Source organism: Flavobacterium panici, from assembly GCF_024499525.1.
Classification (GTDB): Bacteria; Bacteroidota; Bacteroidia; order Flavobacteriales; family Flavobacteriaceae; genus Flavobacterium; species Flavobacterium panici.
The window spans coordinates 203,229-226,669 of sequence record NZ_CP100437.1; the positions used below are offsets into that span (position 1 = coordinate 203,229).

Annotated in this window: 16 protein-coding genes; 6 read left to right on the plus strand and 10 right to left on the minus strand. The window is 34.3% G+C overall.

Annotated elements, in window-relative coordinates:
• Window positions 1-120: 120 nt before the first annotated feature.
• From NLJ00_RS00920 to NLJ00_RS00940, 5 genes are all read right to left on the minus strand, one after another.
• On the minus strand, window positions 121-1,713 hold the full coding sequence (locus tag NLJ00_RS00920) for a solute:sodium symporter family transporter (protein WP_256635942.1): 1,593 nt from the start codon (window positions 1,711-1,713) through the stop codon (window positions 121-123).
• Window positions 1,714-1,716: 3 nt separating this feature from the next.
• The gene (locus NLJ00_RS00925) at window positions 1,717-2,733 is read right to left on the minus strand and encodes a GntR family transcriptional regulator (RefSeq protein ID WP_256635943.1); all 1,017 of its coding nucleotides are present in this window, start codon (window positions 2,731-2,733) and stop codon (window positions 1,717-1,719) included.
• Between the two features lie 68 nt (window positions 2,734-2,801).
• Window positions 2,802-5,003 (minus strand): alpha-galactosidase, encoded by a 2,202-nt coding sequence (locus tag NLJ00_RS00930; RefSeq protein WP_256635944.1) that lies wholly within the window; start codon window positions 5,001-5,003, stop codon window positions 2,802-2,804.
• A 19-nt stretch (window positions 5,004-5,022) separates the two neighbouring features.
• Window positions 5,023-6,993 (minus strand): sialate O-acetylesterase, encoded by a 1,971-nt coding sequence (locus NLJ00_RS00935; protein ID WP_256635945.1) that lies wholly within the window; start codon window positions 6,991-6,993, stop codon window positions 5,023-5,025.
• 10 nt (window positions 6,994-7,003) lie between these two features.
• Entirely contained in the window at window positions 7,004-9,052 is a 2,049-nt protein-coding gene (locus NLJ00_RS00940) for an alpha-amylase family protein (protein WP_256635946.1), read from the minus strand.
• 542 nt (window positions 9,053-9,594) lie between these two features.
• Here NLJ00_RS00940 and NLJ00_RS00945 point away from each other — a divergent pair.
• Window positions 9,595-12,276 carry a T9SS type A sorting domain-containing protein gene (locus tag NLJ00_RS00945; protein WP_256635947.1) on the plus strand — a complete coding sequence of 894 codons (2,682 nt, stop codon included), beginning with the start codon at window positions 9,595-9,597 and terminating at the stop codon, window positions 12,274-12,276.
• Between the two features lie 165 nt (window positions 12,277-12,441).
• On the plus strand, window positions 12,442-12,699 hold the full coding sequence (locus NLJ00_RS00950) for a hypothetical protein (RefSeq protein WP_053474453.1): 258 nt from the start codon (window positions 12,442-12,444) through the stop codon (window positions 12,697-12,699).
• Between the two features lie 67 nt (window positions 12,700-12,766).
• Here NLJ00_RS00950 and NLJ00_RS00955 read toward each other — a convergent pair whose 3' ends face one another.
• The 5 genes from NLJ00_RS00955 to NLJ00_RS00975 form a co-directional block, all read right to left on the minus strand.
• Window positions 12,767-16,420: a DUF2339 domain-containing protein gene (locus NLJ00_RS00955; RefSeq protein WP_256635948.1), complete on the minus strand. Its 3,654-nt coding sequence runs from the start codon at window positions 16,418-16,420 to the stop codon at window positions 12,767-12,769.
• A 188-nt stretch (window positions 16,421-16,608) separates the two neighbouring features.
• Window positions 16,609-17,361: an SDR family oxidoreductase gene (locus NLJ00_RS00960; protein ID WP_256635949.1), complete on the minus strand. Its 753-nt coding sequence runs from the start codon at window positions 17,359-17,361 to the stop codon at window positions 16,609-16,611.
• Window positions 17,362-17,373: 12 nt separating this feature from the next.
• Window positions 17,374-17,769, minus strand: coding sequence for a DUF1097 domain-containing protein (locus tag NLJ00_RS00965; protein WP_256635950.1), 396 nt, complete (start codon window positions 17,767-17,769; stop codon window positions 17,374-17,376).
• A gap of 90 nt (window positions 17,770-17,859) precedes the next feature.
• A complete protein-coding gene (locus tag NLJ00_RS00970) occupies window positions 17,860-18,600 on the minus strand; it encodes an SDR family oxidoreductase (RefSeq protein WP_256635951.1) in 741 nt (246 codons plus the stop codon).
• Between the two features lie 108 nt (window positions 18,601-18,708).
• Window positions 18,709-19,632 (minus strand): helix-turn-helix domain-containing protein, encoded by a 924-nt coding sequence (locus NLJ00_RS00975; protein ID WP_256635952.1) that lies wholly within the window; start codon window positions 19,630-19,632, stop codon window positions 18,709-18,711.
• 160 nt (window positions 19,633-19,792) lie between these two features.
• Between NLJ00_RS00975 and NLJ00_RS00980 the strand changes: the two genes are divergently transcribed.
• From NLJ00_RS00980 to NLJ00_RS00995, 4 genes are read left to right on the plus strand one after another with little or no spacing between them, the layout of a single operon-like run.
• Window positions 19,793-20,833, plus strand: coding sequence for an SDR family oxidoreductase (locus tag NLJ00_RS00980; RefSeq protein WP_256635953.1), 1,041 nt, complete (start codon window positions 19,793-19,795; stop codon window positions 20,831-20,833).
• A gap of 3 nt (window positions 20,834-20,836) precedes the next feature.
• Entirely contained in the window at window positions 20,837-21,484 is a 648-nt protein-coding gene (locus tag NLJ00_RS00985; RefSeq protein WP_256635954.1) for a Rossmann-fold NAD(P)-binding domain-containing protein, read from the plus strand.
• Window position 21,485: 1 nt separating this feature from the next.
• Window positions 21,486-22,622 carry an MBL fold metallo-hydrolase gene (locus tag NLJ00_RS00990; RefSeq protein ID WP_256635955.1) on the plus strand — a complete coding sequence of 379 codons (1,137 nt, stop codon included), beginning with the start codon at window positions 21,486-21,488 and terminating at the stop codon, window positions 22,620-22,622.
• A 7-nt stretch (window positions 22,623-22,629) separates the two neighbouring features.
• Window positions 22,630-23,430, plus strand: a complete 801-nt coding sequence (locus NLJ00_RS00995; RefSeq protein ID WP_256635956.1) for a helix-turn-helix domain-containing protein — start codon at window positions 22,630-22,632, stop codon at window positions 23,428-23,430.
• The last annotated feature ends 11 nt before the right edge of the window (window positions 23,431-23,441 follow it).

The window sequence follows — 23,441 nt, forward strand, 5'->3', positions numbered from 1 at the left end:
AGCAGTGCGTCTACGTCAAGTATATTAAATATTGTGGTTACGTTGCGCAAGACGCACTGCTGTGCGTCTCTACATTAAAATCTTTGTCCCTTTGAACCTCTGAGCCTTTGAACCTTTCCTCTAAGCTATTCCCCATTTCGAAAACAAAACAAAAATACTTACCATACCGATAATTAAAGCGGTAAAATACCAATAGCGATTTTTCCAAGGCGATAATTCAATCGATTCTAATTTTATTTCAACATAATTATATTTCGGATAAAACTTAGAAACCAGCAGCATGCATACAGAAGTAAGCACAAATAAAAGTGCGAGCATGTGCAGGTAATGTAATTTAATATCGAGTACGTAATTAAAAGTAATATAACCCAAAATAAAAAACATCATTCCCATTTTTGCGGCCTGCGGCGGTACTTTCTTGAAAACAAAACCAATCAGAATAATGGTGAAAATAGGCAGACAGAACATTCCACTCAACTGCTGTAAATAAGTATAAAAGCCAGCTTTACTGAATAATATAAACGGAGCCGAAAACATGGCTAAAGCCGATACAATGATTTCGAATTTACGTCCGGTGTAAACCAAATGTTTCTCCGTTATTACTTTATTTTTTTTCTCTAGCCACGGTTTATAAAGATTTAGTACAAACAATGTACTACTGCTGTTAAGTCCAGCATTAAAAGTACTTATTGCTGCTCCCAAAACAACTGCAGCCGTTAAACCAATCATAACTCCGGGCAATGTATCTTTTACGACAAGCGGGAAAACCTCAGCTGTATTTTCGAGATTTTGGTAAAGATGAACTCCAACTAATCCGGGAATATTAATGATAAAAGGACATAATAGTTTTCCTAAGCAGGCAAGTCCCATTCCTTTTTGGCTGTGTGATAAACTTTTTGCCGAAAGCGCCTGCTGTACAATAAACTGCTCCATTCCCCAGTAATACAAGTTCATGATAAACATTCCTGTAAAAATAGTGCTTAACGGAATTTCATCCTTTGTCCCTCCAATAGAATTTAAATGTTCTTTATGCTGTGAAAGTAAAATATGAAGTCCTTTAAACCAGTCTCCGTTTCCTAAAAATTTAAATCCGAAGTAAGGAAACGCGATACCAATAGTCAATAAACCAATACTTAAAACTGTGTCGCTAATCGATATGGCTCGCAAACCGCCTAAAACCGAATAAGCACATCCAGTCAGTCCTATCAGCCAAACCATAACCCAGATATTCTGCCAATAGGTTAATTCTAAAGGATACAAGAAATTGAACATTCCGGTTAGGGCAACGGCACCGCCATATAATACTGCAGGAAGTAAATTGACAATATAACTGCATAAAAATATAATCGATACGAGCCTTTTAGTCGAATCGTCATACCGTTTTCCCAGATAATCCGGAATTGTCATGGCTCCGGTACGAAAATAAATGGGCAGAAAAAACTCGGCAACAAGCAGCATGGCAAGTACAGAACTTACACCCCAAGCCATAACGCTCATGTTGTTGGTGTAGATAGATTCGTTCTCGCCTATAAACTGGTTGGCGCTTATATTGCTAAGCAATAAAGCGCCTCCAACTATAAAAAAGTTATTGTTATGATCTGCAAAAAAAAGTCCGCTTGTGGTTTGTACCTTTCTTTTTCGCGTTTTTATGGCTGAAATAACAGCAACTAAACCTGTAATCAGTAAAAAACTAACAATGGATAAAACATTCATAAATTACAACGAATTTCTATCAATAAGAATTGTCGGGATAATCACTTGTGTCTTTTTTCTGTTCAGCACAAAATCAGCGGCTCTTTTTCCCATTTCAGCAAAATCTGTAGAAAATGTGGTTACACCGTCAAAAATGATTTCTTTTACAATATCATCGTTGTGCGAAATAAAACCAATGTCGGCACCAATTTTAAGTCCTTTTATTTTAGAGTCTTTCAGCATTTCCCAAAGTTCGAGATTGTGAATCGTAAAATACACTTTTCCTTTTTCCAGAGAACCTGCTGTGTATTCTTCTTTTATAACTCCTTTAATATCATAATCCTTCATGAACCTTTTAAATGAATTTAAAATTTCATTAGGTTCTGCAGATGAGGGCTTGAAAAAGAAAACAAGTTCATCGTACTTTTTAATTTTATCTTTAAGCTGCACAAAAGCGTTGTAAGACGAATCTCCAAATTCTTGTGCAACATAATTGTAATCTTCATCTGTTTCTATAAAACGATCCACCAGCAATACTCTGTTGGTTGGCAGCTGTTTTAAAACATCCGGTGTTTTTTTATTCGGAATTGGAGCGATCACAAACATTCCGTATTTTCCTTTTATACTTTGAATAATATTTTCAAACGTATCAAAATTATTGTGATGGAAAAAGATATCCAATTGTACATTTTTTCCAAGGCCTTTTCTGAAATTTTCATAAAACGTTTCCTGAAAAATATCAAATGCAAATATCAGCAGTGCCACTTTTAATTCTTGTTTTACATCGTTTGTAGCAACGAAATATCCAAGTCGGTTTTTTGATTCGATAATTCCTCTGTGAACAAGTTCTTTATAAGCTTTGGCAATAGTTTCTCTTGCAAAACCCAGTTCGCTTATAAAAGTATTTACAGATGGAAGCAGATCACCTTTTGTTACTACCTTTTCATCAATGGCATTAATTATTCCCTGAACCAGCTGCTCGTGTTTGGATAGGGAATTAATTGATTCAAGGTTTTTTATCTGTTGAATAATTTGCTTCATAAACGTTTTAATAGGTATTTATTTAGAAAATATATAGTACAAATATATACTAATGTTTGAAATTTATTTTAGGCCTTCGTGATTTTTAAAACAACGCTGTTATTTGATACTGTTACATTTGGATTAATTCCAACCTGCATTAAAAAATCTCCTGAATATACTGCTGTTTCTACAGAAGCTTTTTTATCCGGATACACATTGATTTCTTCTACTTTGTAGTTTTGTCCTGCTTGTAATCCTTTTAATTTTATCGGAAGATGTGTTCCGGCTTCATATCTTGAATTAACCGAATAACTAAACATTACTGCTTCGTTTCCGTTTTTATTCACAAACACTACCGATGCTGCATCATTACCCCACGGATTTTGCAGACGATATTGATCTCCCTGCCAGATTGTTCCGCTTAATGCATTGTAGTTTTTGATGGCTTGCTGTGTAAATGCTAAATCTTTTTCGTTTAAGTCTTTCACTACGATATCAAAACCTAACCTTCCCATCATGGCAACGTCTGTACGGTATTTTATAGATTGTTTTCCCCAGTCTGTAACGTGTGCTGCAATAGTAAGAGCCGGATAAAAATACGAGTATTCCCATTGCATGTATACACGCTCTAAAGGATCTGTATTGTCACTTGGCCAGAATTCAGTAAAGTATTTCAAGGCTCCGTAATCTACTCTTCCGCCGCCGCCAGAACAAAGCATCATAGGCACTTTTGGATATTTAACACGAATACGTTCTAAAACTTTATAAAGTCCGTTTACATAATCCGTATAAAAATTATTCTGATTGTCTTTTAAATTACTTGAATACGCATTATAAATCACTGCATTACAATCCCATTTGATATAAGCCAATTCCGGGTTTTGAGTAAAAAGATTATCAACAACTCCATAAACAAAATCCTGAACTTTTGGATTTGATAAATCTAAAACCAATTGATTACGGAAATAATGTTCTGCTCTTCCCGGTTGTTTGATTACCCATTCCGGATGTTTTTTATACAAATCACTCGCCGGATTTACCATTTCTGGTTCAATCCAAATTCCGAATTTTACCTGATTATCTTTGGCTGTTTTTACCAAAGTTCCAATTCCGTTTGGTAATTTCTTTTTGTTCACGTCCCAATCTCCTAAAGCCGCATCATCATTGTTACGTGGATAAGTATTACCGAACCATCCGTCATCTAACAAAAACATATCAACACCCAGTTTTTTACTATCGGCGATAAGCACTTTTAGTTTTTCTTCGTCAAAATTAAAATAAGTCGCTTCCCAGTTATTCAATAAAGTTAAACGATCTCCTTTTCCGTCAAGGATTTTATGACTTCTTGACCAGTCGTGTAAATTACGGCTTGCAGTTCCTTTTCCTTTTGATGAAAAAGTATACCAAAATTTAGGCGTTGTAAACACTTCGCTTTTTGCCAGTTTATAAGCTGCCGCGGCATTATTAATTCCCGAAATAACACGAAGATTATTTAAAGGATCTAATTCTAAATCGGTTCTAAAATTTCCTGACCATTCTAAACCTGCAAACAAAACTTTTCCTTCATCTTCTGAAGCCGGTTTATCTAAAGAAACCATAAATACCGATGGCTGAAATAAATTAGCACGAGAACCTAATTTAGAATCTAAAACTTTGATTCCGTGCGTTAATTTAGTTTCTTCCGGCTGCATTTCTTTTGCCCAGTCTCCGTGATATTGGTTCAGGTAAAAGTTGTTATATCCTTTAAGATATAAATTAGCCGAAGCATATTTATTTAAAGTAATACTTGCTTTTTCGTTATGTTGAATGGTTGTCCACTGCTCAATTACATCATTATCAAAATAAGACTGAATAAACAAATGCACCTCAACCGGATAAACAGGATCTTTTAGCGTAATATCAGTTTGAAAAACTCCTGTACTAATTTTGTTTGTTTGATGACTTACATATAACAAATCAAGCGAAGTATTTCCGTCAGCGTGCGTTACGGTAATAGCAGGTTCTAATAAATTTTTAGATCCCGATGCCGTATAAGCCGCATTATAAATACCAGAGTAATCCGTTCCCTGACGAAACTGAGCTTGTATTTTTGTGTATTCTGAATCGTTTGCCAGTCTTTCTCCTAAGTAAATAGTGTTTACTTCTTTCCCCGGAGTTACTTGTAAAACCAATGCGTTGCTTTTTGTTTTTACCGTAATAATCTGTTGTGCAGTTATTGAACAATAACTCGAGAGAATAAAAAATGCTATCGCAAAAGACTGCCTTAAAGTTGTAAATTGTTTTTTCATTTTATTATGTGTTATTTTCTTATTTCTTTTTTTGTGTAATTCCTGCCCAGTTATCGGTTCTAAAAGAGGATGCCGGCAATCCCGAAGCATTGGTTAAATTTCCGTTTGGATTGTCTGCCCAATTGTATCGCACCGAAACCGGATTCGGAACTTCCTGCGCATATACTTCTACTTTTCCATTGACTATTTTGGCTTCTGCCCAATGAAATTTTTGGTCTGCTCCAGCTATTGAAAATCCTTTTAGAAAATTGTCTTTCGCTTTTATATTTTCATTAAAATCAAAATCAATCGTAACCACATTTGCTTTAACGGTATACGATTTATAAAGCGGCCCCGAATACTCAATTTTAGTATTGTAAACTTTTGCCAAAGCAATATTTGCCAAACGTCCGCCTACATCTTGTTTGTTTTTTGGATGAATGTCTTCTCCGTTTCCAATATCAGTTGTTACAGCCATTCCGGTATTTGGCAGCTTCAAAGCCATAAATTGTGCTTCTCTTAACTCTGCCCAATCTGAATTATCCGGCTGTTGTTTTTGCTGCTTATAATTAGCTAACTGAACATACAAAAACGGAAGGTTTTTATCTTTAAATTTAGCTCTCCAGTCGTTTATCAACAGCGGTAATAATTTTTGATATTGAAAAGCTCTTTCTGCATTGCTTTCTCCCTGATACCAGATTATCCCTTTTATTTTATAATCTAACAAAGGCGCAATCATCGCATTATAAATCGCACTTGGTCTGTTTTGACCTTGAGCCAAATATGGTTTTGCAGGTAAATCTTTACTGTCTGCACCAATATTATATTTCCAGTCTCCGGCTAATGAAAGAGTTTCATTTTCAGATTTTAAAGTGATTTTTTCATCGGCGTAAACTCCTCCGTTTCCTGCTCCGTCAAAAACTCGAATTGTGATGGTGTTTTCTCCTTTTTTAAGAAACTTAGCTGGAATTGTATAATGACGCTCTACATTATAACCTTTAGTTTCGCCAACATAATTTCCATTAATCCAAAGTATATCATCATCATCTGCATAATAACTCAGGCTGAAATCTTTAGTATTATCAGAGATAATAAACTTTTTTCTAAACCAGATTATTCCATCAAAACTGGCTAATCCGTTGCTGTCAAAAAAAGAAGGCAGTTTCATGGTTTTCCAAGATGAATCATCAAGATTTTCTGCTGACCAAATTGCTTTTTCCTGCTGCATTCCTTTGTCTGCATTTGCTACATGTTTTTCCCAAACAGCTAAATCAGCATTATATTTCTGCTGTAAAGCTTCTCTGTTCGTTTCAGATTTCATCGCTTCGATTTCAGTATCAAAATCATGAATTGTGCTTAACGCTCCAGAGCTTGTCCACGCCTCTATAAGCGTTCCTCCCCACGAAGAATGAATTAATCCTATCGGAATCTTTTTTTCTTTATAAATTTTTCTGGCAAAAAAATAAGCTGTCGCACTAAAATCAGCTATAGTTTTTGGACTGCACACATTCCACCCGTCGTGCTGTACTTTTAATGTATTTAGCGGTAAAGTACTTTCAATATGCTCGGCTTGTAATAATCGTATTTGCGGATAATCAGCGTTTTGTATTTCTTCTTTATAATTATCGATTTTTCCCCATCCTTCAAGCGGCATTTCCATATTGCTTTGTCCGGAACACAGCCAGACTTCACCAATTAAAATATTTTGAAGCGTTTTTACATCTCCGTCATTTATAGCAATAGAATAAGGTCCGCCGTAAACAGGCGTTTTTAAAACCACATTCCATTTGCCGTTTACGATATTGGTTTTATATGTTTTTTTATCCCAGGAAGTTGTAACTGATACGGATTGCTTGTTGCTTTCTCCCCAAAACGGAACTGTGCTTTTTTGCTGCAATACCATATTATCTGTAAAAAAGGAAGGCAGTGTTACCGCAGCTTTCACAGCGTTTGACGACAGTATCAGCAACGATACAACTAAAATGGTTTTCTTAAAAAAATGTCTTTTCATATACATTCCATTAACGATTTATGATTTTGTACAAATGAGCATCTTTAGAACCAAGACTTACATTTATATTATTTTTTACATTAATATTTTGATTTGTAAAAAGATTCTTCAGTTGATAATTTCCATTTTTTATACCCAATCTTTCCAGCGGAAGTGAATAATTTTTAGGTGTACTACCATAATTTAAAACGGCTATATACCAATCTTTCCCTATTTTTTGTTCGAAAACTTCTGTAGTATGTTTTCCTGTATTTCCTTCAACCGGACGGAAAGCCACACCGTGAGAAACAATTTTAAGCAGTTCTTTATTCTGAAGCCATTCTTTTGCGCGTACGCTCCAAATTCCGTCTCTACTATAATCGTCTCCGGTAATTAAAGTTCCTGTAATAACTGCCGAGATTAATCTGGCGTGGTTTTCTCCTTCTGTAACATCTGCAAAAACTACATGATCTGCATCAATATAATCATACGAATAAGTCTGCCACCAGCCATAATTTACACTATTTAGTGTATATTGAGTATGTTCGATTGTTTTCCAGGCATCGCATGCAATACGACGGACGTGGGCGTAACGAGATGTTGCCATGTTTGGGGAAATAGCAGCATAAATAAGCATTTGTCCGTCTAATGCATTTACTAAATGTTCCATTCCCACTTTGTAAGCCTGCATTCCTGTTGTAACATTTTTATCGTAAAACGAAGTAGATTCTGCGGCAGCGTGACCTAAAAAGTCAATTTTGATCATTTTAAAACCGCACGCTTTTAGTTTATTAATGACATAATCAACACGTTTTAGCGTTCCCGGATGTGTTGGGTCAATCGCTCTGGCACCGTCAAAATCAAAATACGTGTTTCCGGTTTTCGTCCACATTTCTCCAAAAGTATAAGCATTTCCTTCAGCTTTACGATTTGGTCCATCTTTCCATCCCCAATCTGTAAAAGGCGCCCAATAGGCTCCCGGTTCTAAACCTTTGCTTTTACAATAATCTGCGAATTCTTTTAGTTTGCTGAAATCTCCCGTAAAACCGCCTTTTACCATATTGTCCCAAAAAGAATCCAAATCGATATAAGCCGTATTTCCTACTCTAAATTGCGGAATTTCTTTTGCAAAAAAGTCTGCAACCTTAGTCGTATTATCAAAATTAATTTTCTCCATCAAAACGCCCCAGCTGTTCCATCCTACGGGAGTTGGTTTGTCCCATTCAAATACATACGGCTTTTCTACAATGCGATTGGTTTTGGCATAATCTTCCATACCATTTCGCCAATCTGAATAATAACCCACGAAAAATTTTGGAGACAAAACTTTATTGCCTTTTACCAGACCATGACCGATACTGTCGCGCGTAACTTCTTTTTCAGAATATCCTGCCCATGCAGAAAATAAAACTGTCGGTTTTTTATTGATTGTTTTTACAGCACTTTTCCAAACGGTATGTTCCAGTGAACCTATTATAAAACCATTTCTGGAAGTATTATTGAATAAAATTCCAACTTCGGCACTTGTATTATGCGAAATCGTATCTAGTTTTTTTGAATTGTAGCTGATAAAAGCATCATTATCGTAAGGAACAAAAACGGTTTGTAAATTCTCTATTTTATCAAAAGTAATTTTCCCTAAATCTAACGGCGAAATATAATTGGTTGCGATTTGCTGTCCTGCGCCTAAAATTTCTATTTGAGTTATAAAGTATGACTGATTGTTATAAGTATAGAAGTTTTGGATTAGGGTTGGATTGTTTTTATCTGTATAAGTAAGCGTATATTTTGTTCCTTTTCCTAAATTATCATTCAAAATTTCTTTTGATAAAACAGCTTCTGAATAATCACTAACCGAAATTGTTTTACCATTCACAATAACTGAAGCTTTCGCATCTGAAAAAATGGTTTTTCCAGATTGGCTTACTGCAATTGTTTTTTGTTTTGCATCATAAGTTATGATTCCGTTTTTCCCAAAAGTCATTTTAATGCTTTTTTGGGCTAATGCCGAATTAAAGAAAAATGCCACAAACAAAATGGACAAAAACATTTTTTTGAATAGAAAAAAATTGGGTTTCATTAAATGGTTATTTTTGGTTATTATACTATTCTATACTACAATGATACAAATTAAAATTTATTTCGCAAGCACTTCAAAAAATATTTCATTAAATCTTCCATTCAAAAGGCATTAAAAAATAATTTATACGATTAAAAAACTAGTCTTTAAATCTTGTTTTCTCCTTAAAAATAAAGCATATAGCTACTAATGTATTCAATTTGTAGCTAACGCAGTCAAACGAAATTTTTATTTCCTGAATAATTGTAAATTTTACAATTTTTTCAAATAATTTCAAAAAACAAGACAATTAATATCTATAATATTAGTCTTGTCTTTGCTCAAAATAATCCAACTTTAATGTTTCTTTTTCATTTTTTGCCTAATTGATTATTCAATTTATCCATCATTATTTTAAAGATTATTTAAAAACGAAAAACATAATTCTGGCAGCTTCAAAAATAAAATCCCTCAAATTTTTAACATTATATTATTATTTTTTCTTATCATTGTAGCACAGTATAGTATAGTACTGCATTCTAACTGTCTAAACCAAAATTATTATGCAAGAAAAAATTACAAAACAAAGATTATTAATTAAGGCATTGTTTACCACTGCAATGCTCTTTATAGCGTTATATACTTCAGCTCAGACTTATGAGTTCGAAAATGGTACACGTACTAATAGCGCTGACATACAAAACTGCGATTCCTGTTCCGGCAAAATTGTCGGCAATTTGGGAGGCAACAGCAGTGTATCGACAAACGTGACGGTTTCGGCTGCGGGCTGGTACAATCTTCAATTATTTTATTGTACCGGAGATCCGCGTACCATTCGTTTAACCGCTGGTTCGGCGACAACGATATCTATTCCGTGTGACCCAAGCGGTGGATGGAGTACTGCTGCGTCTAAAAACTTAAGTGTATACCTAAACAGCGGAACCACAACGCTGCTTTGGGATAATACAATTTCATGGGCTCCTAATTTAGATAAGTTTGTTTTGACACCGCTTAGTTCTTCGAGTCTTCAAACTATTGCTTTTGGTACAAACAATAGTATTGTTTACAATTTAGCTACTAAAACGTATAGTGTAAAATTTAATGGAGCTACGGTAATTACGAATGCATCTGCTTACGCAAATAGTGATCAGCAGTATTTGAGCGGTAATTTTGCTACAGCTGTTTATTCATCGGCACCATTTACAGATAATATTGGAAGCGGAACAAAGCATATTTTTACTTTAAGCGGGAATTATACTTTGGGCATGCAGCAAATATTTTATACGTATACCAATAAAGAATATGTGGCGGTACAAGTTGTACTTACCGGAAACGGATCGAATTGCTATAGAATGTCTCCTTTAACAAGTTATCAGGTAACGCCAAATTTTGGTACGGGCGATACAAGAGCTGTATTTGTTCCTTATGACAATGATGCATGGATTCGCTATAATGCTTACACTTTAAACTCGGCAGATTTTACTGCATCTGAGGTTACGAATATCTACAATAATACGAATCGTAAAGGTTTGGTTATTGGTTCTCTTGAACATACAAAATGGAAAACAGGTATTACGGTAAGTGGCGGAGGTGCATCATCTGCTTATGTTTCGGTTATTGCAGGATGGACAAAGCAGGAAATTACTAGAGATAAACGTGGTCACGGCTGGGTAAATGTAGGTCAAACAAGCTGTCCTTCGCCTAAAGTAATGCTAAATGCAGGTGACGACTGGAGAACAGGTTTTGAAGAATTTGCACAGGCAAATGCAGCATTGCAGCCAAAATATATTTTTGACTGGACAGCTCCAAAACCTATGGGCTGGAATAGCTGGGGTGCCATGCAGACTAATATCAATTTAACTAAAGTTAAGGCTGTAGTAGATTATTTTCATGATGACTGTCCGGCATATAAAACGCAAGACAATACTTTATTTATAGATCTTGATTCCTATTGGGATAATATGAGTGATGCACAACTTGCACAATTTGTTACATATGCAAAAAGCAAAGGATTTAAAGCGGGAATTTATTGGGCTCCTTTTGTTGATTGGGGTAAATACAACCGTCAGGTTGAAGGAAGTTCTTATAGTTATAATCAATGCTGGACAATGGTTAACGGAAGTCCGCTTGAACTGGATGGCGCTTATGCGATGGACCCTACAAGTCCGGGAACGAAAGCCAGAATAAAATATTTTGTTAATCGTTTTAAAGCGGCTGGATTTGAAATGGTTAAAATTGACTTTTTGACTCACGCAAGTATTGAAGCCGACAGTTTTACAAATTATCAGATTCACACGGGTATGGAAGCGTATCAGGAAGGTATGAAATATTTAGTGGATGAAATTAACGGAACAATGCTGGTTGAGGCTGCTATTTCTCCTAATTTGGCAACTGGCCCATTTGCGCATATACGTCGTATTGCTTGTGACGCATACAGCAGTATTAGCGATACTGATTATACTTTAAACAGTACTACTTATGGCTGGTGGCAAAACCAGATTTATGATTATCTGGATGCTGATAATGTTGTGTTTGGCAATGTTTCTATTGGACAAAATCGTGCAAGATTATTAAGCAGTGTTGTAACAGGAGCAATTACAAGCGGTGACGATTTCTCTGTTGCCGGTACTTGGAAAGCTACAGGACAGAATCTTTTACAAAATGATGATGTTATGGATGCAGCCCGAAACGATATGCGCTTTATTCCGTCTGATGGTAATACAGGAAACAGTGCGGCAACTGTTTTTTATGCTACACATAATAATGTTACTTACGTTGCCGTATTTAATTACAGTAATGCTGCAACAACCAATAATATTAGTTTAAGCCGAATTGGTTTGGGTTCTGGAACTTACAACGTTAAAGAACTATATTCCGGGACAGTAAGCACGGCACAAGGTACATTAAGTGCGCAGCTTCCTCAGGCTGATGCTGCTTTGTATGCTCTCTATGATGGTCCAATTTTGAGCACTCCTGACTTTAACTGGGGAATTGCTGCCACAAACTATATTTTCCCTAATCCGGCTTCAACAACTTTCAGGATAAAATTTGATCATACGATTAGCGGACCTGCTGTTATTTCTGTGTACGATATATCAGGTAAAGAAGTATCGAAAACATCTCTTGTTGCTGAAGATATGATTAGTTCTGAAATTCCGGTAAACAATCTTGCTAAAGGTGTTTATGTGGTAAAAGTTTCATCGGCAGATAATAAAGTTCAAAACTTTAAGTTTGTGAAAAAATAAATTGTTACTTCTTAAAAAAATCCCGATTTTCACTTCAAAATGAAAATCGGGATTTTTTATTTCTGCAAAACAGAACCTCAACTTGTTATTTTAAATTATCCATATTTTTATTTATACAATTAATTACAATAACTTTGCAATTTCATTAAGCAACTTAGAAATAATATGGACATAGTTAAATTTAAAATTACATCAAAAACGATAAAAGTAGAAGTACGCAATTCGAATAATTATGTTTTTAATTTTAATACTGCCTTAGATATTGCAAAAGAAGACAAAGATGTTTTATTGAAACTATACCATGCATTAGATCTTCTGTTTAAGAAAGAAACTCCTCCGGAAAATAAAAATTACATTTCCCCAAATCAAACTAATATTCTGGATCAGATTTCGGCTGTTGATAATTTAGAAAACGAAGAATAAATAAGTTCACTATAAAAAAGAAGCCCTTAAATATTTCTATTTAAGGGCTTCTTTTTTAGGATTATTTTTAATCAAATCGTTCTTTGTATTTTTTAAATAAAGTATTCATTACTAAAAGTACTACTCCAACTCCCAGTAAAACTAATGCTCTTATTAGGAAATCGGCATTTGATAAATCGAAAAACATCAATCGAATCACGCAAACACCAACTAAGGAAAGTGAAACGTAACGGAAGTATTTTTCTTTTAGAATAATTCCGAGTATCAGCAATCCTAAAGATTCTAAAATCCAGAAGAAGGTCAAGATTCCTTTATCAAACGAAAGAAATAAAAACAATCCGATGCTAAAAGTAGCCGGATAAATAATAATACTATTTCTTAGTTTGAAGTCTTCGATGTATTTGTAAATGATGAAAATATACAAGGCAAGCAAAGCAAATATGATCAGATAAACAAATTCAAATTTAGCTTCGAAATAATTGAAACTTACAAAAGCTAAATGAAAGTTAGCCAGCAAATAGTAAACAATGCTGATTTCTTTTTTGTTCCCTATTTTTTTATAATAAAGCAATAAATTCACAATAGCTGTCGCCGCCCAAAATACAGGAAGCCATTTGTGTTCCAGCTGTGAAAACATAATAATAGAAAGCCAGATATTTATAGCTATTTGATAATCTAGCTGCAAGGATTTAATGAACTCTTTTTTCTTCTTCAGGAAAACTAAAACAATCAATAATACTATCGCCGAAAGTTGTAAAACCCAATCCTGCAAAGTAAAATTATTGAGTACTTTGATGCTGTAATACACAGAAGTTAAAATAGATAAAAGCCCAATAACTAATATCGACTCTGAAGCTAATTCTATTTTTTTGTACAAAATCAAACCAAAATTAAGGATTGCCAAAAACATAAACAGTAAAGGCAGATAGACTATTTCTACCTGAATAAATAATAAAGCAATTATCCATAAATTTTGAATTAAAGGTAAAATTGCAATAAACATTTTTCCTTGTTCTTTCTGGCTCTTCATCTGCAGATAACTATAAACGGCAGATATTAAAACACTTATCATTTGTGTGATATAAAGTATATTTTTATTCAACGCTTTATCTGCATCAAAAACAGCTAAATAAATACTTAAAAGTACGCAGCCTATCAACAGTACAAAAGAATAGATATTATAGCGTTTCACTTTTTCGGTTTTTTGGAAAATCCAAAAAGTGACCAACGCTAAACTTCCTAAATAAACCGGAATATAATCTATTTGAATACAAGAGAATCCAAAAACCAATGCATTAAAAAGAATGAATTCAGAATTGAGTGTGCCGAAGTTTTTCCAGTCTGAAATTTCTTCATTCGATTTATTTCTGATTTTATCTGCAAACAAAATGTAAACTTCGATAACAGAAAGCCCAATGGCAGTTAAACCAATTTCGGTATAACTTAAAAACTGGGTATTGTATAAAAACAAGGCACTTCCGAATATTGAAAAAGCAAGGCAAAAAAGATACAACAACACTTGATTATCATTAGAAAGTGTTTTTCGTTTAAACTGAATCCAAAGAAATTCGTGATTTAGCAGCGCAGCAGCAAATAATCCAAAAACCTGAATAATAGTGTAACCGGCTAAATATTTATAAGCAAATAAAACCAACAAAGCATTTACACCAATAATTCCGATGGTTTTTATAGTATGCTCATTTGCATAAAATAATTTTACAAACCAGTTAAAGGTTATCACAGCAATAATTCCTAAAGCAAAAACCAAATCTAAATTAGATTTAGGGTTTTGGAAAATTAATACTAAACCTGCAATTATAGTTGTGTTTAAAAATAGGAATCGTCCTAAATCAAAAGTATTGGTTTTGAATTTGAATCGTAAAAAACACCACAATAAAGCAAGGAATACAAGAGGATAATAAAACGAAATTTCGATTGTATGATGCCAGCTTACAAAAAACAATGTCGAAAACAGCACAGAGAAAATTCCGTTTAAGCTCAAATCTTTCTTAACAATTAAAGAATCGATTTCTAAGAACTCTTTTTTTACCGAGCAAAAAACAGGAATAATTAATGTAATTAAAGTCATAACAATCAACGACACAAAAGTACTGGTATTATTCGTTTGCTCAAAAGGCGCATTAACCTGCACAATAAAGAACCCAAAAATGATTAAACCTAAAATGTGATTGATTCCTAAAAATATTTTATGCAGTAAAGTTTCCCTGCTTTTGTAAACAATAAATAAACAAGTAATAACCAAAAAGTACAATGCGCAGGCAATAACATCAAAACCAACTTTCCAGTCGTTAAGCATAATAATACTTAATGTGAAAAGTAAAAATGAAACCATTCCGTCTAAATGATACAGCCAGAAAATCTTTTTCTTTCGGGCAAAAAGAGCAGCAAAAAGGCAAAGAATTCCCGCAGCAAACAAAACAAATATTTTGATTTTACTTCCGGTTGAATGTAAAATTAAACCTAGAGCAAATAAAATCCAGTTGGTAAGATGTGTTATAAAAGCAATTCGGTCGAAACGTGTATTGGCATAAATACTTCTGTATTGCATGTACATACAGCTTACAGAAACCAAAATAATACCCAATATGGCAAATATATTTTGTGACGGACTGAGACTATGTGCTCCTTGTGTAAACCAAATATCAAATATTATAAAAGCCGAAATAACGATCAATAAATGATATTCCCATTTTTCTTTATACGATAAAATAATTCCTGCCGTTGCGGTTAAAGCTGCCAGCAAAAATGTAATCAAAAGTTTTTCTGGAATAACGCATAAAACCAAAATACTTAAAATGACATGAAGCGATAAAAAGGTTTGTTGTTTTATGATATACCCTACATATAAATTTATGGCAATCCCAACTCCTATGAGTGAATAAGCAAGCGGAATACTTTCTATAAAAGTAAGCGCGGGAATTTGCGAAGCGCCAAAACATCCAAACAAAAACAAACTTGCTCCGGCACTGCGAAGCCAAAGTCCCGTTTTAAACCATTTTTCTTTTTTCTTTAAAAAGAAATAAGAACCCACTAAAACTCCGGAATATAGCCAAAGAATTAAAACCCTAAACATTGGCGAAACTTTCAAAGCCGTATAAATGCTTAAATAACCAATTCCTAAAACCATTATGGCAGTTCCTAAAATTCCTGTCCAGTTTTCGGCAAACTGCTGTTCTAGTTTTTTTATGAAAATTGAAAAAGCACTTTCTACATACACTTCTTCTTCCTTATGCTGAGGTTCCGGTTGAATTTCAAATTCAGGAATTGACAGCGTTTCAATATTTTCTATCGGCGCAGGAGTTTCTTTTTCTTCAACAATTTTGTTGGTATCGCGAACAGGAATTCCTTGTGAATCAAAGCTTAAAGCAATTTTCTCTAAAGCTTCTTCACTAATCCTATTTTTTTCATCTTGAAGAACATCCTCAAAACCACTAACAGGTTCCGGAATAATTGGAGGTAAAATTTCAACTACTGGTGCAGGAATTTCTTCAATTTCAATTTTTTGCGGTAAATCAGCAGTAAAACCAAATTGGGTAATCTGTTTTTTTATTTCACTAATTTCATTTTTTAAAGAATTGTAATCTTCTCTGCTTTTTCTATAAAGAGAATCCAGATGTTCGTTTTCTTCTTTTACTTTAGAAAGACTATTAAATAAAACGATAACACAGACAAATAAGATAAAAAGTATAAAGTACTCCATAGTTTGAATTTTGATTTGGCGAATGTAAGAATTTTATACTCGTTTTATTTCTACCAAATTTGTTCCTAAAATAGAATAGATTTTTGAATTTAAGACTGTAATTAGAATTAAAATAAAAAAGTCAGGTTTTGATAAACAAAAAACCTGACTTTTTTAAAACACTTTGAAAATTCCTCAATCAAAGTTTATTATTGATTTGCCCCGCCGTTTACAAGCAAATGCTGACCATTTACGAAAGAAGATAAATCACTTGCAAAAAATTCAGCAATATTAGCTACATCTTCCACTTCTGCCAATCTTCCCATTGGACAGCTGTCGATTAATGATTTTCTCAATTCAGGATAACTGTTTTCATCTGCAAAAATTCCAGAATGATCTACCGCAAACGGAATAATCGTATTTACCGTAATTCCTTTATGTCCAATTTCTTTAGACAAAACATCAACCATATATCTTGGCGTAGTTTTACTTCCGCCATAAATCGCCATTCCCGGAATTGGAAAAGCCGTTGTACTCGAAGCGATATAAATTATCCTTCCGTTGTTTTCTACTTTTTTCGCCGCTTGCTGCATCGTGAAATAAGCCCCTTTTGTATTGATAGAAAATAATTTATCAAACTGAGATTCTGTAAATTCAGCAACCGGAGTTTCTACCATTTCGATTCCGGCATTAGCAACAACAATATCTATTTTTCCAAAAGCTTTAATGGCTTCCTCAAATAATCTTTCGATATCGGCAACTACACTTACGTCGGCCTGAACAGCGATTACTTTTACGCCCATTGCTGTAATGTTTGATACTACTTCATCTGCAGAAGCTTTGTCTTTTGAATAATTGATTACAATATTCGCACCCAATGATGCATATCTTTCTGCAATAGCTTTTCCTAAACCTCTTGCAGAACCTGTAATTACTGCGACTTTAGTATTTAATATTTTCATGATTTTTAAATTTTAATTGTTGAATGATTTTGATACGATTTGAATTGAAGAATCATTGAGCCAGGCAAATGTAAATCCTGCAATTACTGGAATCAGCAAGCTGATAATAGCCACAAACTCAAGTTCCGGATGTACTCCGAATATGATGATCAAACCGATAAACCAAGCCGGAATACTGTTTAAACCTTCTATTTTGGATAAAAAAGCCAATGAACCGATGAATAAAAATACAGCAAGTTGAAAACCTGCAACTCCAATAAAGCTTTCAAAAAATTTCGCCGATACCATTATTGCAACTCCCATCAAGATTCCGAAGATTATTTGTACGAAGACCGGAATAGAAGTTTTAATCGATTTTCCGAATAAATAATAACTTACCAGGCCAGAAACATTGTCCACGTTGGCCATTGCAGCATAAAGGAAACCGTAACCGCAGCAGCGCCAAACAATCCTAATATTATAGCGTTTATGTATGTTTTCATAATTTTAATTTTAAGATTAAGCCATTCCGCCGTTAACACCAATATTCTGCGCATTGATCCATTTAGCATCGTCAGAAGCAAGGAATACCACAACATTTGCAATATCGTTTGTTTCACCAATTCTGTTGAAAGCTGACAATGACGCTAATCTTGCGATCACTTCTTCCGATTTTCCGTTTGTAAATAATTCTGTGTTTGTTGGTCCGGGCGAAACTGAGTTTACATTAATTCCTCTTGAACCAATTTCTTTAGAAAAAACTCTTGTCAATTGCTCCACAGCAGATTTTGTGGCTACATAAGTCGCGTAACCCGGAAGCATAATACGATTTACAGAAGTCGAAAAGTTGATAATACTTCCGTTATCGGCCAGTTTTGAAGCTGCTTCACGCATTGTATTAAAAGTTCCTTTTACATTGATATTGAAGTGACGGTCAAAATCTTCATCGGTAGTATCTTTGATTAATTTGGTAATCATAATACCAGCGTTGTTAATCAACACATCGATTTTTCCAAAATGAGCAATACTTTCGTCAAAAAGATTTTTAACTTCTGCTGAATTACTTACGTCAGCTTTAATGGCTAAAGCCTGACCTCCGTTAAAATTAATTTCCTGAGCCAGTTTTTCGGCAGGTTCTTTACCTCCCGCATAATTAATAATAACTTTTGCTCCTGCCTGAGATACTTTTAATGCAATTGCAGCTCCAATTCCTCTTGATGAACCTGTAATTAAAACTACTTTGTCTTTTAAATTTTCCATGATTATTTATAAATTTTGTTATGTCATTATCGACAGTACAAAATTGCAAATAGACTGGAAGGTGGTTGTTGCGAAGATTACAGATTGAAATGCAAATTTCAAAGCATACTATAAATCTGCCGACTTTCTATATTCCTCAGGCGAGGTTTTAGTGTTTTTTTTGAAGTAATTACTAAAATGTGACGTTTCTATAAAACCCAATTTATAAGCGACCTCTTTAATTGAAAGTGTAGAATTTTTTAAAAGCGATTTTGCTTCTGCAATCAGTTTTTCCGAAATCCAATTACTTACTGATTTTCCGGTTTTACTTTTAATAACATTGTTGAGGTAATTTTCGTGCAGATTTTGTGCCAAAGCATAATCTTTTACCCGAAACTGTTTATCTGTTTTTCCGTCCAGTAATTCTCTAAAATGCTGTTCGAGGTTTTTCTTGAAGTTTTTTACAATTTGAGAACTTTTATTTCCTTCGTAAATGGGGTTATAATTGTTCCAAAAAGCTTCTTTTATCTTCAAAAGTAAAATGACCAAAAAACTGCCAATTACTTTATTTTTTATGGAAGATGTAGAAGCAAATTCTTTTTCCATTTGAAGATAAATTGTTTCAAACTCCTTAAAATCGGTTTCATTCAGGTTTCTTGGATAAACTGTTTCCGACAATAAAAAAGGAAATTCCTTAAAGATATCCGCATGAACATTTTCTTTTAAAAAGCTTTCTGTAACCGTTATCAAATAAACATCAGTAATCTCATCCCATTCAAAAGATTTGAAATGTCCCGGATTTGTAAAATATACCGTTCCTGGTTCTGTAATAAAAGAAACATCATCTGTCGTATATTTTCCTTTGGCATCTTTTACAAACAAAAAAGAAAAATAACTCGGTCTGTATCCAATCGATTTAAAAGGCAGTACCGGATGCAGATCTTTCAGATTATTGATTGTCAAACCATCATTGTCAATAATTTCATTTACAGGAAGTCCCATACTTTTATAGGTTTCGTGTAAGTTTTTAAATAAAATTATTTCTTTAGACATTGGTTTCTCTTTGTAAGTTCAAGCGAATATAAGATTTTTTCACAAAAGCCCATTTGTTTCGTTTTCAGCTTTCTGAACCTCTCAACAAAATAACTTTGGACTTTTCAACAAAATAACTTCTTTGCATTCTCCTGAAATTTGCCCTATAAAAATACAATCGATGATACAATCAAATCAAAAAGTATTAGTTACCGGCGGAACAGGTTTTGTTGCCATACACAGTATTTTGCAATTACTCAACCGCGGTTACAAAGTGAGAACAACTGTTCGATCGTTAAAAAGCAAAGAAAAGATTTTTGAAATGCTCGAAAATGGCGGCATTACAGATTTTAGTGATTTAGAATTTATTGAAGCTGATTTAACCAGCGATACTAACTGGGCAGAAGCCATGATAGACTGCGATTATGTTTTGCACATCGCTTCGCCTATATTTTTAAGATTACCAAAAAACGAAGACGAAATGATTCGCCCCGCAGTTGACGGTACTTTGCGTGTACTAAAAGCCGCAAGAGATGCAGGTGTAAAACGTGTTGTAATGACGTCCAACTTTGGCGCTGTGGGCTACAGTCATAAAGATAAAAATTCGCTTATTACCGAAGAAAGCTGGACAAATTCTAACGAAAAAGGACTTTCGACTTATAATAAATCTAAAGTTTTGGCAGAGCAAGCGGCTTGGGATTTTATGAAAAACGAAGGCGGAACATTAGAACTTTCTGTAATAAACCCAATGGGAATTTTTGGACCTTCCTTAAGTCCGGATTTATCAAGTGGTTTTGAACTGCTTAAAAAATTACTCGACGGTTCGATGAAAGCAATTCCAGATATCAGATTAGGAATTGTCGATGTAAGAGATGTTGCCGAATTACACATTTTGGCAATGGAAAGCCCCGAAGCAAAAGGACAGCGATTTTTAGCATTATCCGGCGGCACAATGTCTTTAATAGAAATAGTAAAACTGCTGAAAGAAAAAATGCCGTATGTAACCGAAAAGGCATCAACAAAATCTTTGCCTACCTTTATAATACGTATAACCGCATTATTTAACGATCAGGCAAAAGCGATTTTACCTTTGGTTGGAATTAACCGAAATGCGAGCAACGAAAAAGCAAAAACAATATTAGGCTGGAAACCCCGAAGTAATGAAGAAGCGATAACCGCCACAGTAATTAGTTTAATAAAATGGAAATCTCTTAAAATATAAAAGATGAAAGTAATTATAACCGGTGCCACCGGAATGGTTGGCGAAGGCGTTTTAATAGAATGTCTTGAGAACAAACAAATAGAAGCTGTATTATATGTGGGAAGAAAACCAAGCGGAAAATTGCATCCAAAATTAACGGAATATCTTGTTCCTGATTTTCTTTCGCTAAAAAGCGATGATACCAAGCTTTCTGGTTATGATGCGTGTTTTTATTGCGCCGGAATTAGCAGCGTAGGACTTGATGAAGCCCAATACACGTATATTACTTACGATACAACAATTCATTTTGCAGAAGTTGTACTCAACCAAAATCCGAATCTTGTTTTCAATTTTATTTCGGGATCGCATACAGACAGTTCTGAAACCGGAAAAGTAATGTGGGCGCGTGTAAAAGGAAAAACCGAAAATGCTTTGCAAAAAATGTCTTTTAAAGCGCAATATAATTTCCGCCCGGGATTAATGAAACCGGATCCAACGCAAATTCATTTAAAAGGATTTAATAAATACATCAAATTTTTGTACCCAATTATGGGATTATTTTATACGGGCTGCGAAACCAGAGAAATTGGCCGCGCCATGATTTCGACAGCACGATTCGGATTCTCTAAAAAAATACTCGAAGCAATCGATATTAAAAAAGCCACGAACTAAAATGAAAAAACGAATCATTAAAATCATCAAACGAATGCTGATTGTTCTCGTAATCCTGATAATAATTCTTGGTTTCAGTACATGGTTATACATGCAAAAAGCAACATTTGGAAGTTTACCTTCAGACGAAAGTATGGCTCGAATTGAAAAATCATCACATTATAAAAATGGTGAATTTCAAAATAACACTTACACGCCAACATTTGCGCCCGGTTATACTTTTTGGGGTGTAATACGAAAACAGCTTTTTGATAAAAAAGTTCCAACTGAACCTACAGGCAAAATTCCGTCGGTAAAAAGAGATTTAAAACATTTGCCCGCAGATCAGAATTTGTTGGTTTGGTTTGGGCATTCTTCTACTCTTTTACAAATTGATGGAAAGAAAATTTTAATCGATCCCGTTTTTAGTGATAATGCATCGCCAATTCCAAATAGTGTGACCGTTTTTGCAGGAACAAATTCGTATCATGTTCAGGATTTACCCGAAATTGATTACCTGCTGATTTCTCACGATCATTACGATCATCTTGATTATGAAACTGTTTTGGCGTTAAAAGATAAAGTTAAAACTGTAATTTGTGGTTTAGGCGTTGGCGCACATTTTGAACGCTGGGGATATCCTAAAAATAAAATTATAGAAGAAGACTGGAACGATTCCATCACAGTTGGAAAAGATTTTACGATTCATACGCTTCCGGCAAGACATAAATCAGGTCGCGGATTCACACAAAACCAATCTTTATGGGCATCGTATTTAATTAGTTCTCCAAAAATGAAAGTTTTCTACAGCGGCGACGGCGGTTACGATACGCATTTTGCCGAAATCGGAAAGAAATTTGGCCCAATCGATGTTGCCATTATGGAAAACGGACAATACAACAAAGCGTGGCATTATATCCACATGCTTCCAGAAGAAACTCTTCAAGCAGCAAAAGATTTAAATGCTAAAAGTGTTGTTCCGGTTCATAATTCAAAATTTGCACTGGCAAAACATACATGGAATGAACCGCTAAATGAAATTACGCGTTTAAATGAAAAATATCATATTCCGCTGATTACGCCTATTATGGGAGAAATCGTTAATTTTGATAGTCCTAAAATTTTCCAACAATGGTGGAAAACTAATCCTGAAAAATAAACGCTTTATGAAATATACAGAAATCAAAAGTTGTTATATAGGTCCCGAAATATCGCCGGAACATTTTATTGCAGAACACTTCTTTTTGTATCTCGCAAAAGGCACTATTGAAGGTTATGACGGAGTTAGCAAATACAACCTAAAACCGGGCGAATATTGTATTGCCCGAAAAAATCATCTGGCACGATACAACAAACAAAAACAAGACGGCGAATTTGAAAAAGTCGTGGTAATTTTTGATACTGCGTTTTTAAAAACTTTTGCCGCAAAACATAAAACCAAAGCTCAAAAAAGTGAAGACGAAGCGGCATTTTTTGCTTTGAAGAAAACCAATCTCGTTCCGAATTTCATTCTTTCCTTAATGCCTTATTATAATGATGGCGGTGAAATTGACGAGACTTTTTCGAATATAAAACGGGAAGAATTACTTTTGATTCTGCTAAAAGAAAATCCGCAATTGACCGATATTTTATTTGATTTTGCACCGCCTGAAAAAATAGATTTAGAAGCTTATATGAACCGCAATTATAAGTTTAATATCAGCATGGAACGTTTTGCATATTTAACCGGAAGAAGTATTTCCGCTTTTAAACGTGATTTTGCTTCCATTTTTTCTGATACGCCAAGCCGGTGGCTCATTCAACGCAGACTTAAAGAAGGTTATTTTTTAATGGAAAAGAAAGGCAAAAAACCTTCTGATATTTATCTTGATCTTGGTTTTGAAGATCTCTCCCATTTTTCTTTTGCTTTTAAAAAGAAATATGGGTTTTCTCCTTCAGATGTTTTGAAATTGGCGAAGAAATTTTAAAACATTTAATA